Below are 15,176 nucleotides of genomic sequence, written 5' to 3'. Positions count from 1 at the left end.
ATGAAAATAAAACAGGAAGTTGCGGAAATGCACACTAATGATCCCATTGTGATGAATGCAAGGAAACAGGCATTCAAAGATTATGTTCGCCAACAACTGGATACCGACTATCAGGGATGTCCCTTTTTTGTGACACGGCTGGCGACATCGGGGACAGACACGGAGGTGGTCACGACGTCATTCACGTTTGCCGAACCACTGAACAGCAGAATTTTCACTATGGCGGCGTCTCCGCTGCATCGTCTATCGCTGTTTTCCGCCTGCATCAAGTATCTCGCTTTTTTGCACTGCCGGGAGCCGGAAGGGAGCCTGAATTGGGCGATCGGGGCGCAAGATATAGCGGGGAACGGAACACCGGCGGTTTTATCCGATGACCGTTCCGCAGGTGTTTATCTTGTCCCCGCTAAATGGCATCTGGCGGAAACGGAACTGACACAACCCGTAAAACGGCTGTTCGGTGAGGAGCTTGCGCAATGGAAGCAAGTTGCTGCGTTGACATCTGGCATACCTCTGCAATCGGCATCTTCCGTGATGTCTCAATCGCCGCAAATTCTGGCGGGTTACTCTGAAACTCAGCCACCTTTTGAGGGGACAGAGACGGCGTGTTATTCACTGAGTCTCTGGCTCCAGGCCAGTCCCGAAAAGACCTGTCTGCATATGCGGTTCGATTCGCAGAGGGTGGATGCAGAATTGACATCACTTCTGATAGATCGCTTGACCTTGTTGTTGAACAGCATGGTATTCGAACCAAACTCCCCGCTCGCGTCAATGCCCTGGATGCCGGATCAAGAGCGGGAGCGTGTTGCTGCACTTTCTGCCCCCGTACCCGCGCAGCCGCTGAGGTATAAAAATGTGGCGCAGGCCATGACCGCCTCCATGCGCGACAGAGCTGAAACCCGGTTTCTGGAGGCCGGTGATCAGACCGTTAACTTTAAACAGTTGGAGCGGTACACGGATAATTTGTTGACTGATCCTGATTTGCCACAATGGGAATCGCTAGGCGACTGTGTACTTATTGTCGGCGCCAAGGGAGTAGAAACCACACTCGCCGCGATGGCATGTATACGCATCGGTAAGCCGTTCTGCCTGCAATCCTATAGCGCGCCTGAAAGGCAGTTATTGGACATCATCGAATTACATAGCACCAAGGTGGTTCTGCTACAGGAAAGTTATGGTGAGATGGTCGGATTCTTCCGCACTCAGGGCTGTCAGGTCGTCATGCTGCCTTATTATGTACCGGCCAAGCTGACGCATCGAACGGAGATGTCTGCTCTGGCGGCGTTGTTGCGCAAAGGTGAGGCAGTCAATCCCGACGACCCATTGTGTGTGGTGATGACCTCCGGCAGTGAGGGCAAACCGAAAGGTTGTATCAATACTCATCAAGCATTACTTAATCTCAGTGCTGAAAAACAAACCCTACATCGGGCGGCAGGCTCCAGAGTTGCCTCTGTAGCGAACCATACTTTTGACTATTTCGTACTGGAATGTGTGCAGTGTCTGACTCAGGACATCGTGTTGGTCATGCCGCCGGAAGAGACGCGTACAGACGCTGAAAAGTGCGTCAGATTTCTGCGGGAAAGCTGCATCGATTTATTGTTTACCACGACTGTGCTGGCGGAATACATCATGGAGCAGGGGGATATTCCGAACTTGCGGCAACTGTATTTTGGCGGCGAAAGCCTGAGAACGTTTCAAAAGAATAATTACGAGCTGTTTAATGTATACGGCCCCAGCGAAACCGGCGTTATCACAACCTATTTATCCTTAGTACGCAATGACCAGAAAATCACTATCGGTAAGCCGTTAGGCGGCTGCCAGTGTGTCGTGGTATTTCCCGATAGCTTAGAACCCTGTCCTATCGGCGTAGCGGGTGAATTGTTGATAGGAGGAATAGGCGTTGGGATGGGCTACATAAATCGCCCTGATCTCACTGAAAAGGTGTTCGTAGACCTGGATACGGAATGGTTGAAGGGGAAATATTATCGCAGCGGCGATCTCTGTTGCTGGAATGTTCAGGGTGAGATTGAAATTGAGGGAAGGCGTGATCGCCAACTGAAAGTGAACGGTTTCCGCGTCGAATTAGATGCCATTGAAAAAAACATTCTGGATCTGCCAACAGTGGCTCAAGCGGCAGTGATTGGCATAGAAGACCAGCGGGGACACGCTCATCTGGGCACCTTTATCGTTACGACGGACAGTGGGGTCACGGAGCAAAACATTAGAGAGGCGTTATTAAGCCGGATGCCCGCTTATATGGTGCCGAGTCAGGTTATTTTGGTTGCGGAATTATCGCTGACACGCAACGGCAAACTGGATCGACAAGGGCTAAAACAGGCGTTTGGCAAGGCGATGAGCGGTAAAATTGTCCGGCCTGACAGTGCAACTCAAGAATGGCTGGCAGCCTGTTGGGCTCGCTATTTGGAGTTGGAGGTTGACGCGTTGTCGGTGGACAAAAGCTTTTTCTCCCTTGGCGGTCACTCGTTACGGGCGGCAAGAGTTCTGGCGGAAATTCAACATGAATTCGGGCAGGTTGTCTCTTTGTTGGAATTCTTTCAAAACGATACGATTGAGGCGCTTGCGAAAACAATCGACGCCCGACGGACTGGCGGTGACAGCATGGTGACGGAGAGTTTCTCAAGTCTGCTGGAAACCGCACCTCAGTTTGCGGTTGGCGGGCGTGGGCCGTTATCGGCACAAGAAGTTCGGCTCTATGCACAATATCGTCTGCATCCAGAATCACAGGCTTATATTTTGGCGCTGGAGATCCCGTTATCCCATGACCTGTTCCCTGATGCAGTGAAACAAGCACTACAGGCTCTAATCGACCGCCACGATATTTTGCGTACCCGATATCGCATTGATAGCGAAGGCATTCCCTATGCTGAGATATTGCCGTCGCTCCCGGTTGACAGGGTACTGATCGATGATCGAAATCAGTGGTTGCAGATGCGGGCGCAGGCTTTCGAGTTAGGAGAGGCTCCTCTGTTGAGAGGCTGTCTACAGGAAATAAACACGGAGCACGCCTGCTTGCAGTTGCAGATCCACCATATTTTAGTGGACAAACCTTCGTTGGAGATCCTACAGCGTGAGTTTCAACAATTGCTGGCGCATGAATCGTTGGCTCCCGTTGCGCTGAGTTACAGGTGCTACGCGCTGGCATTGGCAGATGCCCGTCAGCATCTGGTCTGGACACAGGCTGAAACATTCTGGGCAAACTATCTTGAAGGGCTTGAGTTCAATCCGTTTGGGCATGGCGCGGTGGATGCAGGCAGCAAGGTAAAAACCCTATCCTGGCATCTATCGGCTGCGGATATGGCAGCAGTGAAACGTCTTTGCGGAGCAGTAAACGTGACTCCGGCCATGCTTTTCCTGTCGGTGTGGGGGCTTACCGTGGCACGTGAAGGAAGTAGCAATGCTTTTTCCATTTCAGTGGCGAATGCATTTCGCCCAAAAAATGCGCTGGAGACAGTGGGCATGTTCGTCTCGTTATCCCCTTGCGCGTTTCGTTTTGATCAGCCGGCAGAAACCTTTGACCGATTTATTAAGAAATTGGCGGATGAGCAGTGGCGCGCGGTTGATCAGCTCTTTTTCCCGGTTGAAGAGGCCTTCGCATTGCTCAGTCGTGACCCTAGGATGTTTGGCCGTAATCCACTGCTTAATGTCGCCTATTCCTATCTTGACGCAGGGGAGAATGAGGCACTGGATGCAGAGGATTTATTGCTGGAAGCGCATGGGCCGCTCAGTCTTACTGTCAGCCATCGTACGCAAGGTATACAAAATACACAAAGTTGCCGATTGACGCTGGAATATCAGATCGCGGCTTTCACAGATTCACAGATAGAAGCCATCGTAACCGGCTATCAGGAAATTTTGCGGCAGATATTGAGTCATGCTCCCTCCGCCTTACCGATTGATGAACTGATAGTGTCTGCCGACGCAGTTAAAAAGGCCTTTCGACCAGTTCAACGACGTGCGTCGTATCGCCAAATTGATGCCATGCTGATTAATGGGTTTCTGACATTGACCGATCGTCCCGCGGTGATTGATGAAGAAGACGTCGTGACTTGGGAAGAATTCGCCGCGTTAACCGCTGCGTATACGCAGGTTCTAAACAAGGGGACGATTCGGCGGGCGCTCATTTTGGGACGTCAGGGGCGTCAACTACAGGCATTTCTGGCGGCGTGTTTCCTGACGCACACGACCTATCTGGCACTGGAAACGGGGACACCGGAGGAGCGTATTAACGAGGTGATCCGCCATGCAGAGCCGGATCTCGTGATCAAGTGCGGTTCGGAAATTGGCGCACAATTGCAGGACGATAGTTTGATTGAACCTGTTTCCATTAATTGGCGCGGCTTTCACAGCATGAAATCCGCTGACGATAATCCTATCGGATGGGTACTGTACAGCTCCGGGACTACCGGCAAACCCAAAGGCATCTGCGTTGCCGCGCATACAGCGGCGCAGTATGTGGATTCACTCGTCAATAAACTGGGATTAAAGCAACAATTGCAGGCAACGCAGCAGGGATTGCGGATCGTGCAGCAATTCTCGCCCAGTTTTGACGGTTATCTCGAAGAAGTTCTGCTCTCTTGGGCATTGCAAGGAACGAGTGTGGTCGTTGACCGTTACAGTTTACTGGATGAACGCAAAGCGAGAGCGTTTTTACTTCACTATCGCCCTGATGTCATTTCTGCGGCTCCGGCTCTTTTTTCCGCTTGGAACCGTATGCCGGCGTTGGCACCCTTGCCCAAGATCTGTATTAGTGGCGGTGACTTCCTCGCTGCCGGAGATATCAGCCAATTACTCGAACGTACACAGATCTGGAACAGTTATGGCCCCACGGAAACCTGCATCGCTGTATCTATGGTGAACTGCGCGCAGTTGGCATCAGGTGCGGCACTTTCCATCGGAGAACCCTTCGATCATGCCGCTTTTGCTGTGATCAATCAGGATGGCGGCCGGCTCCGGGTAGGCCAATGGGGAGAACTGGTCATTTATGGGGATTTTGAGCGTCACGGTTATCTGAATGATCCGGCGCTGACTGCGCGTAAATTTGGTCGGGACGCTCAGGGAACGTTTTTCCGCACTGGCGATTTAGCGATGGCGGGCAAAAACGGTCTGTTTTACCTCAAAGGGCGAATGGATGATAGCTGTAAAGTGCGGGGCAATTTCATCGGTTTGGGTGAATTAGAAAATCGTGCCGGGCAGCATCCTGATGTCATTGCGGCGGGTGCGGCAGTGGCGTTCGCCGGCACACCGGAGGCCTGTCTGGTACTGGCGGTTGAAGGAAAAGAGAATATGCAGTCGGATCTGCAACAGCATTTGGCGCGACATTATCCCCGCTCCCACCTGCCGTCGGCAATATTTCCGGTAGCGTCTTTGCCCCGAACCGAAACAGGCAAGCTGGATCGGCAGCGGATCGTGGCGCTGTTTCTGGAATGGCGTGAATACACGTATCAAACACAGGAGGAGCAGGCAGCGACAATGGGTGAAGGATTGCAAAAGCTAATCACCTGCTGGAGGGAATGCCTGGGATATAAAGGGGCGTTGACACAGGATTCTGACTTCTTTCTGGTATCCGGCTCGTCCCTGAATGCCGTGCGCTTGGCTAACCAATTGGAAACGCGGTTCGGCGTGACATTCAGCCCCGTTGATGTGTTTCGCAATGCCACGCTTGGTGAGCAATGGTCGCTGATCAACGCACGGCAGGGAGCACATGACACAATGCCAGTGAAGTTGTTACAAGAGCGTTTCCTGAACTCCGATGATCCTAACATTGCCAAACTGATACTGCTGCCGCCGGCGTTAGGAGGATTGATTGAATTGCAGACGCTGGCGGACAAATTAGCCGGTCGCGTCACCGTGTCTGTTTTAACAACGGAGCCCCGCGCGGTTGAAAACCTGTCAGTGCAGGAATTTAAACAGGCGTTGCTAAATGCTCTGACATTGCACATTAAAGCGCAGGACATACACCCGTCACGATCACTGTGGCTGGGCGGCTATTCCCTTGGGGCTGAGATGCTGGTGGCATTGCTGGCACAACAATCGGAGTCATCGCCGCATTTTTCTCAATATATAGACAAACTAGTGTTTCTCGATCCTAACCTGCGTACCAACGTTTTTGAGGGAGATGAGCTGTATGCAGAGTTCGTTGCGTTCTTTCGCGACGTTAATCGGTTGGCTTTTGATTGTGCAGGTATTGATGCCGATATGGATGTTGAAACATTGCGGCGGCAATTTCCTTCGCTCCATCAGGAGTGGCGCTATTACCAATTACAGCATCAGATCCTTGAAAACAAGACATTCCATGAGCGGATCTTGGCTCTGCCATCAGAAAACCTCCCCGTCACGATGTTCTTTTCCGACGACGCAGACGAAGCAGGTATTGATGGACTTACGCAAAAAATGAAAGGGTGCTGCACCGTCCGGCGTAAAAGCGGTGATCACGTTGAATTCGTTAAGCAATTAACTTCCGATGACTTTATCGATCTGGAACAGGGTAAGACATTATGCGTACAGAAATAAGAGAAGATTTAGATATCGCTGTCATCGGTTTGTCAGGTCGATTTCCGGGAGCGGGGAATTGCAGTGAGTTTTGGCGAAATTTGTTGATGGGCGTGGACGGGATTTCCTGCTTTACGGCAGAAGAATTGCTTAAGGCAGGGCATGATGCCGGCAAGATACGCAATAAAGATTTCGTGCCGGTTAACGGAGTACTGGAAGGCGCACAGTATTTCGATGCGGAGTTTTTCGGCTACAGTCAGGCAGAAGCGGCGCTTTTGGATCCGCAAACCCGTTTGATGATGGAGTGCGTTTGGCATGCCTTGGAGAACGCTGGCGTCGATCCTGACAAACGGAGTCGCAATATCGGACTGTTTCTGGGGGCGCGCAGTTCGGTGCAGTGGACGATGCAGGCGATGTTGTCTGAACAGGTTGAGAATGTAGGCGGTTTTCTTGCCTCCCAATTGTCCAATAAAGATGCGATGAGTACGCTAATCTCCTGGAAGTTAGGACTGGAAGGCCCCAGTTTTACCTTGCAGACCGCCTGCTCAACCAGTTTGGTCAGTGTGCATCAGGCTGTGCAGAGCTTGTTGAGTGGTGAGTGTGATTTCGCCGTTGCCGGCGGAATCAGTCTGTTGTTGCCGCAGCAAAACGGGCATACCTATCAAGACGGAATGTTATTTTCAAAAGACGGCAAAACCAGAGCGTTTGATGCGGAGGCTACCGGTAGCGTGTTCGGTAGCGGACTCGGTGCGGTAGTATTGCGGCGGGCGGGAGATGCTATTGCTGATAACGATCCTATCTGGGCGATCCTCAAAGGCTCTGCCATTAATAACGATGGTGCCCGCAAGGTCGGCTACACCGCGCCTAGCGTTAAAGGGCAGACGGAAGTGATTCGCTCTGCTTTGCAGATGGCAGAGATCGACGCGGCGGATCTGGATTTCATTGAGTGTCATGGCACGGCAACTTCTTTGGGTGACAGCATCGAATTTATGGCGTTGCGTGAAGTTTTCAACGAAAGAGGATCTTCTGCCAGTGCAGAGGAGACACTCAATCAATGTGCACTGGGTGCCGTTAAAACCAACATCGGTCATCTGGATTCCGCCGCCGGTATCGCGGGTTTCATTAAGATGGTGTTGGCTCTCAGACACGGCATGATCCCGCCTACGCTGCATTTCCAACGGCCGAATCCTCAATTGGAATTTGAACACTCCCCGTTTTATGTTAATACCCGTGCTGAACCGTGGCCGTCAAAACAAGGGAAATTGAGAACCGGTGGCGTCAGCAGTTTTGGTATTGGCGGAACCAATGCGCATATGGTGTTACAGCAATATGTGCTCCCTCCGCAGGCCATGAAGACAAGCGGCGTCGATAAAGTACCCGAAGTCTGTTTTTTTCCGTTTTCAGCGAAAAACAGTGCTTCTCTGGTGCTGCAATTAGAATCAGTGTCCCAGTGGTTGGTATCGCAAACTGATCCGAATTTATCTGCGCTGTCCCGTACCTTGGGCAAGCGGCACAGTTTTCCGTATCGAGCTGTGTTTGCAGCAGATTCGAAGTTTGCTCTGATGCGGCAAATTGAACGCTATCTGGCACCTGATGAACAGATGGAGAGTCTGGCGCTGGTTCGGCAAGTTCTGGAAACGACATCGCCGGATAACCTCTCAGAACATTTTGCTGCTATCACCGACTGGGTATCTGGTAAGACGAAAGAGCTTGAGAAATGTCTTTTCCGCTCCTGTGACGGACAACTGTTGATGGATGTTCCCGGATACGCTTTTATTCGTGAGGAACACGGAACAGAACATATTACAGATAAAATCTGGTCGCAAATCGCCAGTGTTATCGCGGCACCTGATGGCAAAAATCTGTCTAAAAATGCGGCGGGGCTGTTATTGCCATTCTGGAAACCTCTACGCTTGCCGGCACAACCGATGTCGGAGGTGAAGCCGGATGCCGTGCTGCTGGTTGACCAGACGTTAGCGTCTCTTGCGAGCGGGTTGGCAGACAAAAGTCAGATTGAGGTTGTCAGTCTGGATATGCTGTGTCCAGTACAGGTGCGAAGTGCTCTGGCAAAACTGTCTATTGGTTCGCAATTAACAGGTTTGCAAAAGAATCCTTCTCTGGTGTTGTCGCTGGCGTTCCCGACAGAGGGTTTTTCTTTTGCGCCAGCGTCGCTCCAAATCTTATCTGAATTAGGCCGGTCGCTCGCGGAGACTGATTTCTCCGCGTTTACTTCCGTGCATATTTATTTGATCGCGCCCGCTTGCTCCATGACCGGCGATAGCGGATCTCTGGCTGAATCTGTATTGACGGCTGCGGCTCTTAAAGCGTTAGCGTTAGTGATGCCTCAGGAAATTCCCGGTGTCAATTGTGCGTTTCTGGGCATTCAGAATCCCAGTGCAGATTGGACGCCTGCCGCGCTGACCAGACTGCTGCAGACTCCGTTGCATGGGCCTCTGAAACTTAATGACGAGGGGCTGTTTGTTGAAGATTTTCGTTGTCCGGATGCGGAAGAAAATGATGTGTTGGATGCGTCGTATTTCACCGGGAAAACTTACGTCATCACGGGCGCTGGCGGCAGGATGGCCAAGGCGATGGCAGGGGTGATAGCACGACGTTTTCAAGGGCGGTTGGCACTAATCAGTCGCCAGCCTGCGGACTCTCCCGCGATGAAGCGCTTACAGGAAGAGTTGAAGGACGCGGGCGCTGAAACGGTGGAGATTTTTCCGTATGCTCTGGAATCGGAAGCCGACGCATTGGCGTTGTTTGAGTCCATTCGCCATCGTTTGGGAGAGATCAGTGTGGTTCTTCACGCGGCCGGCGTTACTGATGGCAATTCTTTTTCTCCTCTGGTTCAACTCAATGCTGATCATTATTGCGCGCAACTCGCGCCAAAAGCTAAGGTGGCGGCAGTACTCGCCAACGTATTCGAAAGCATTCCTGTTGAGTATTGCTTCGTGATGTCTTCTATGTCGGCGTTTTTCGGGGGCATTGCCCATGCGCCATACGCTGCGGCCAATCTGTTTCTGGATGGTTGGGGGCAGATGCAAAACAGACGGTTGACAGGGACGCGTTGGGTTGCCGTGAACTGGGAAACGGTACATTTTGACGAAGATCGTCGGGCTGATGCACTTGTCTGGGGTGCTAATGAAGTTGCTCTCTCTGGCGCTGAGTTTCCTGCTCTGTTTGAACGCAGTTTGCGTGAATACGATCACGAAAACCAGAAAATTTTCTCTGCTGGCCAGTTTATGGATAGGTTGTATGCCTGGGGAGGAAGACGTGCTGCCAATGGCGATCACAGACCGCAGGCCGAGGGGAACGTCAAATTGAAGTCCAGACCGAAAACGCTGACTTCCGTTTATCAATCGCCTGCCAATGAGATGCAGAAGGAAATCGCCGCTATATGGAGCAGTATTCTCGGTATTGACGGTATCGGCATTGATGACCGATTTATGGAACTGGGTGGCGACAGTCTGAAGACTATTGTGATGGCGGAAAAAGTGTATAAAAAACTCGGTAAGCGAGTTTCCATTCAGGACTTTTTTGCGCAACCCACCTTACGGGAGATTGAACGGCAGTTGCTCAACGACCAGAACGCGCTCCATCCGATCTTGCCGGCCATCGACCCATCTGAGCCAATCGTTGCCAGCGCCGATCAAGAATTGTTGTATATACATCAAACCACGTTTACCGACGCCAGTTATAACATGCCAATGGCTTTTCAATGCCCGGCGGCGATCAGTGCGATCGCCATCGCTACAGCGATAGAACAGGTTGCAGACCGACATCCGGTCTTGAAATGTCTGTTTAAAAGGCAGGGGGCTAATTTGATGATGCTGCCTCAGCTTGACGCTAAAGTCAGCTTAGCCATATTTGAGGCTGAACCCGCACAGGAGGGAAATCTGGCTCGCCTCGAACAGTTTGCTAAGGCGCCTTTTGACCTGCATACCGAACTGCCAATGCGCGCCATGATGATAAAAGGTACGGATGCCGGCCAGTTTCATCAGGTGTTGATCGTCGTCCATCACATCGTATGCGATGCTGTTTCTCTGGGCATACTCGCCCATGATTTTCAGAATAGGCTTAAGGAGCGCCCGTTACCTGCGCCGGAGTACAGTTTCGCTGCCTATCGGCGCTATAGGCTGGAGTTTGAGAGTGAAGATCAGATACGGAAAAATAAAGCTTATTGGCTCGCCAATCTATTACCTTTGCCGGCACCGCTGGCATTACCTGTGGTAGATGATTATGACGGACATATCGATGCCGACAGCCATCGGGGGGTAACGCGAGTTAAAAGTTTTTCTGCGCAAACCAGTGAAGAAATCAGGTGTTTTTGCAGTGATCTGGGGCTCCCTGTATTTACCTTTTTCCTTGGGGCGTTCGGGGTGCTGATGACGAAAATCGCCCGCGCCGAATCCTTTCTTCTCGGTGTTCCCGTCACCGGACGCACACAGCCGGAAGAACTGGCGCTGGTGGGCTATCTTGTCAATATGCTGGCTCTGAAAATTGAGCCGGATGCGGACTTTGCCATGACGGACTATCTTCTGGAGCTGAATGCACAGTGGTCTGAAAGCGTCCCTTATCAGACTTATCCGATGAGCGCGCTGCTGGACGATTTGAGTACTGAGCATGACTTCCAAAGCCGTCAAGGCAAACATCCGTTGTTCGACGTGGTTTTCGGGTATCTGCCACTGAGTCTGAACGGTGCTGATGAAGCCGCGTGGCGCCCCGGATTTTCCCGACTGGAACTGACGTCAGATACGGCCAAATTTGATTTGGTGATGGAAATATCCGAAACCCAAGAGACATTTGACTGCACGATACAATTTCGTGCACGCATGTTTAACGAAGCCACCATTATGGCGCTGTTTGAGTACTTTTTCGCTTTGATAGAGGAAGTGCTCACCGATCCTGATGTAGAAATACAGGAATTACTCAAGAACCTTAGCGGTGAGCCTACGCCGGAAACGTTCGCTCAGACGAGCGACCAGAATGTGGATTCAGAGTTTAATTTTTAGGGGAGGTCGAAAGATGAGTCTTTTCAGTAATACATGGAATGCATTCGGGGATGTCGCGATGTGGGCGTTCGAAGAAATGAGCATTTATCGGTGCCGGCAGGGCACGCAGCGAGAAGTTGGCAATAACGATAACGATGCACTGGCACGCCTTGAGGCGGCTGAATATCGCAAGGTGGAGAAAGTTTCGGACATTTCAATCGCTGAGTTCAGTGAACGCTACTTAATGAAAAAAGAGCCGGTTATTATCGCTGATGGTCTGAGAGGCTGGCGAGCGAAGCAAATATGGAACTTTGATTACTTTTGTCAGGAGTTCGGGGATATGTCCGTGCAATTGCAGGATGCGGGATTCAAGCCGAAAGACCATGTTGAGCTGCGCACCTACCTGCGGGAAATCGCGTCATTGCCTGCCGTTGAACTGGGCGAAATGGGGGATAACCTTAGCTATCTGCGATACACCTACGATTCATTTTTTAAACACCTGCTGTTCACTTGGGGATTTGGTCACAGGGTGAAAACCAACTCGTTCAGTTTTCTGGCGTTTCAACGCATTCAGGAGCATTGGCGCAGACCTTATTTTCTGCCGGATGGCGGTTATAAGATCCCTTGGGTTCAGGTAGGGTCTCTGCATCCCAACAAGCGGATGTGTCAGGATTGGGGACTCTATTTTTCTGCGCCGGGCGCTTGTACCCGTTTACATGTTGATGGTATGCGCACCAATGCGGTGTTGTGTCAGGTCGCGGGCAGAAAAGCGGGCTGGATCTTTTCCGCTTCGCTTGAAGATGTGGTCAGAGATACGGCTGAGGGTCGTGCTGCTTTATCATCCGTCGCATCACCCGCCGCTAATGGAAAAAGTGAGGCAAATTCACCACACAGCAAAGATCGTATATGGCAATTCGATTTGCTACCGGGTGAGATTATGCTGATCCCCAAAGGGTTAGCCCATGAAGTGCATACCTTATCGCCGAGTATTTCTTTGACTTATAACTTTGTCACTAATTCGGAATATCGTGATTACTTCAATTTCAAACGCGAGCGCGGCCACGGCTGGATAGCGAATGCACCGATTGCGGCTGTTCCAGAATTCGCCCTTATTCACCAACGTAACCAAAGGCTTTAGTTTTGACTGTTGCTGGCGGCTCTGTCCAGATTGACCAAGCCCGTGTTAAGTTGCCAAGCCTATTTACACGTGATGAAGTGATACCATAGATTGAAGAGCGAGCAAGGGAGTGGGTAGCTCAAACTTCCGCTTGTCTTTCCTAGGGTTATTTGACTGAGCGCCATCGTGCGCTCGCTGATTCCAACCAAAGCGAGTAAGAAGTATGCCTTTATTTTCACAAACAATAACTGATTTTTGGCAGGCTCCATTTTTGAACGGAGACGTTCTCTATAGCGATGCAGTCTTTACTGTTACCGTCAACCCTGATCTGAACGAAGATCGCCGGGTCATGGTGCTGGAAACCTCCGACGGTCGAGTGATGGCGGTTCTGACACCCGCGCTGGCTGATAAGGCCGGTCTTTATCAGCAACAAGATCTGTCTGAGCCGGTTTTCCGCCAGAAATTGAATGAAGCCGGCGTCACGCTGCATGGCGCAGATTATATCTTTTATTTTTCAGAAGCGGATAAGAACGCCTTGCTGCAAGAGAATCTGGCAGGTGTTTTGCGTCAGTTAACAGAGCAAGATAAGGCGGTTTTCTCCGAATTCGAATCTTCCGCCTCAGAACAAGATTTGGATGACGCTTATGTGGAATTAGATCACTGGGCGGTGTTCGGCTCTTTTGAACAGCATCGTCTGGTCAGCGCGGCCAGTATGTATCCGTGGGAGAATGCGCAAATTGCGGATCTTGGCGTATTAACGCTGGCATCCTTTAGAGGAAAAGGCCACGCCAGCAAAGTGGTGCGTTCAATCAGTAAATATGCCTGTCATCAGGGCTATGAACCCCAGTATCGCTGCCAGCTCGATAACTATGCGTCTACGTCATTGGCTAAAGCGGCAGGATTGACGCTGTTTGGTAAATGGGAAGTGATTTCTCCTGATTCGACTGAATGAACAGTGCCTGTGCTCCAAGAAGTGAACCTGAAATAGCAACCTTTTAAAACCCAACAAGAAAGTAGTCACTATGTCAAAACTTAAAATAGCTGTGGTTGGTGGCGGAAATATTGGTTCTAGCCTTGCTTTCGATTGTGCGTTGCAGGGGCATGATGTTGTTGTTATCGAAAAAGACGCTCTTTCTTGCGAACAGAGCAGGGAACGCATCATGGAAACGGCGGGTTACGCGCCTTTGTTCAGTCCGCTCGCCAAAGGAAAAACCCCTGAGGAGATGCTGCTCAACATCGTCTGGTCGCAGGATTTGCAAGCCGTGTCGGATTGTGCGTTTATAGTGGAAAATATCACGGAAAATATCGAGCTTAAACAGGCGTTATATGCCCGTATGTCTGAGTTTGTGGCCCCTCACGCGGTGCTGGCGGCGAACACTTCCTGCATTCCCATCACGAAACTGGGTTCGTTTCATAAAACGTCTTCTCAAGTGATTGGTGTGCATTTTATGAATCCGGTTTATCTGAAGCATACTGTCGAAGTAATTGTCGGTCTGAATACTTCCGAACAAACTAAAGAACGATGTCTGGAAATCTTGAGGGTGTTAGGTAAAAACGCCGTGGTAGTGAAAGATGGCCCCGGCTTCGTCTCTAATCGGATTTCTCATTTATTTATGAATGAAGCCGCTTTCACCATACAGGACGGGATTGCCCAACCTGCGGATGTGGACACTATCTTTAAACAATGCTTCGGTCATAAAATGGGGCCGCTCGAAACAGCGGATCTGATTGGTATTGACACGGTGGTCAATTCCCTTGATGTGCTCTACCAGATGTTTCAGGATTCAAAATATCGGGTTTGTCCGCTGATGCGGACAATGGTTGATGCGGGTTATTTGGGACGAAAATCCGGCCGGGGTTTTTACACTTATTAAATCCTTTATGTTCAGGTTATATTTTTATTCAGCAAGATAGCGTAGACCCAATCCTTCGAGCCTTATAACGAATAGCATCATCTTAATCACCAAGAGCTTCGTGTTATTACATGATACATGAAGCTCTTTTTTTATTACCATGACATAAGATGATGTTTCATAAAATAAAAGGGTAATAGATTATATCTGAGGGTATTAATAAAAATATTTTTATTTAATTGTTTTTTGATACATAAATAAAAAAAGTATATGACGACGAATAACAATAATATGTTAGTATGAATGTTAATGATTTTAATATTATATTTATGGCCATGACTGCTCATTATAATTAAAAATATTTTCATTTAAAGACTAAAGTCCTATCTTATTTTTCACACCAAGAAATATTCATTGAATATTGTGCATCTAAAATATAGATATTCTATTTCCCTATATTAAAAAAGTAATAGATTAAAAATATATTATCTAATACTTCATTTTCTGTATAAATACATTTTGGGAACATTTATGTGTTTTCCTCCTTCATAAAAATAAGGAGTTTAAGATGTTCTTGTCAAAGAAAAATGAAAACATTTCCAGATAGAACAAGAAACGACACAAGGACTATTATACGCAATTAACTTGAAGAGGCGGGTTTTAAAATCTGGAAGTTATCAGTCAACCGAGTGGTGAGCTCTTTCG

At 49.8% G+C, this 15,176-nt stretch carries 5 protein-coding genes; all 5 read left to right on the top strand.

All coding sequences use genetic code 11. The features are described from left to right. Positions 1-6,528 (top strand): AMP-binding protein, encoded by a 6,528-nt coding sequence (locus NXS07_RS04305; RefSeq protein WP_258086220.1) that lies wholly within the window; start codon positions 1-3, stop codon positions 6,526-6,528. Further along, the gene (locus tag NXS07_RS04300; RefSeq protein ID WP_258086219.1) at positions 6,513-11,522 is read left to right on the top strand and encodes a beta-ketoacyl synthase N-terminal-like domain-containing protein; all 5,010 of its coding nucleotides are present in this window, start codon (positions 6,513-6,515) and stop codon (positions 11,520-11,522) included. Before NXS07_RS04305 ends, NXS07_RS04300 begins: the two co-directional genes overlap by 16 nt. 13 nt (positions 11,523-11,535) lie before the next feature. Then, on the top strand, positions 11,536-12,639 hold the full coding sequence (locus NXS07_RS04295; protein ID WP_258086218.1) for a cupin-like domain-containing protein: 1,104 nt from the start codon (positions 11,536-11,538) through the stop codon (positions 12,637-12,639). Positions 12,640-12,889: 250 nt separating this feature from the next. After that, positions 12,890-13,570 (top strand): GNAT family N-acetyltransferase, encoded by a 681-nt coding sequence (locus NXS07_RS04290; RefSeq protein ID WP_242425188.1) that lies wholly within the window; start codon positions 12,890-12,892, stop codon positions 13,568-13,570. 70 nt (positions 13,571-13,640) lie between these two features. Further along, the gene (locus NXS07_RS04285; protein ID WP_038222034.1) at positions 13,641-14,492 is read left to right on the top strand and encodes a 3-hydroxyacyl-CoA dehydrogenase family protein; all 852 of its coding nucleotides are present in this window, start codon (positions 13,641-13,643) and stop codon (positions 14,490-14,492) included. Positions 14,493-15,176: the final 684 nt, after the last annotated feature.

It is taken from the genome of Xenorhabdus bovienii (assembly GCF_024721015.1).
GTDB lineage: Bacteria > Pseudomonadota > Gammaproteobacteria > Enterobacterales > Enterobacteriaceae > Xenorhabdus > Xenorhabdus bovienii.
This window is presented reverse-complemented; position numbering and strand designations above follow the sequence as displayed.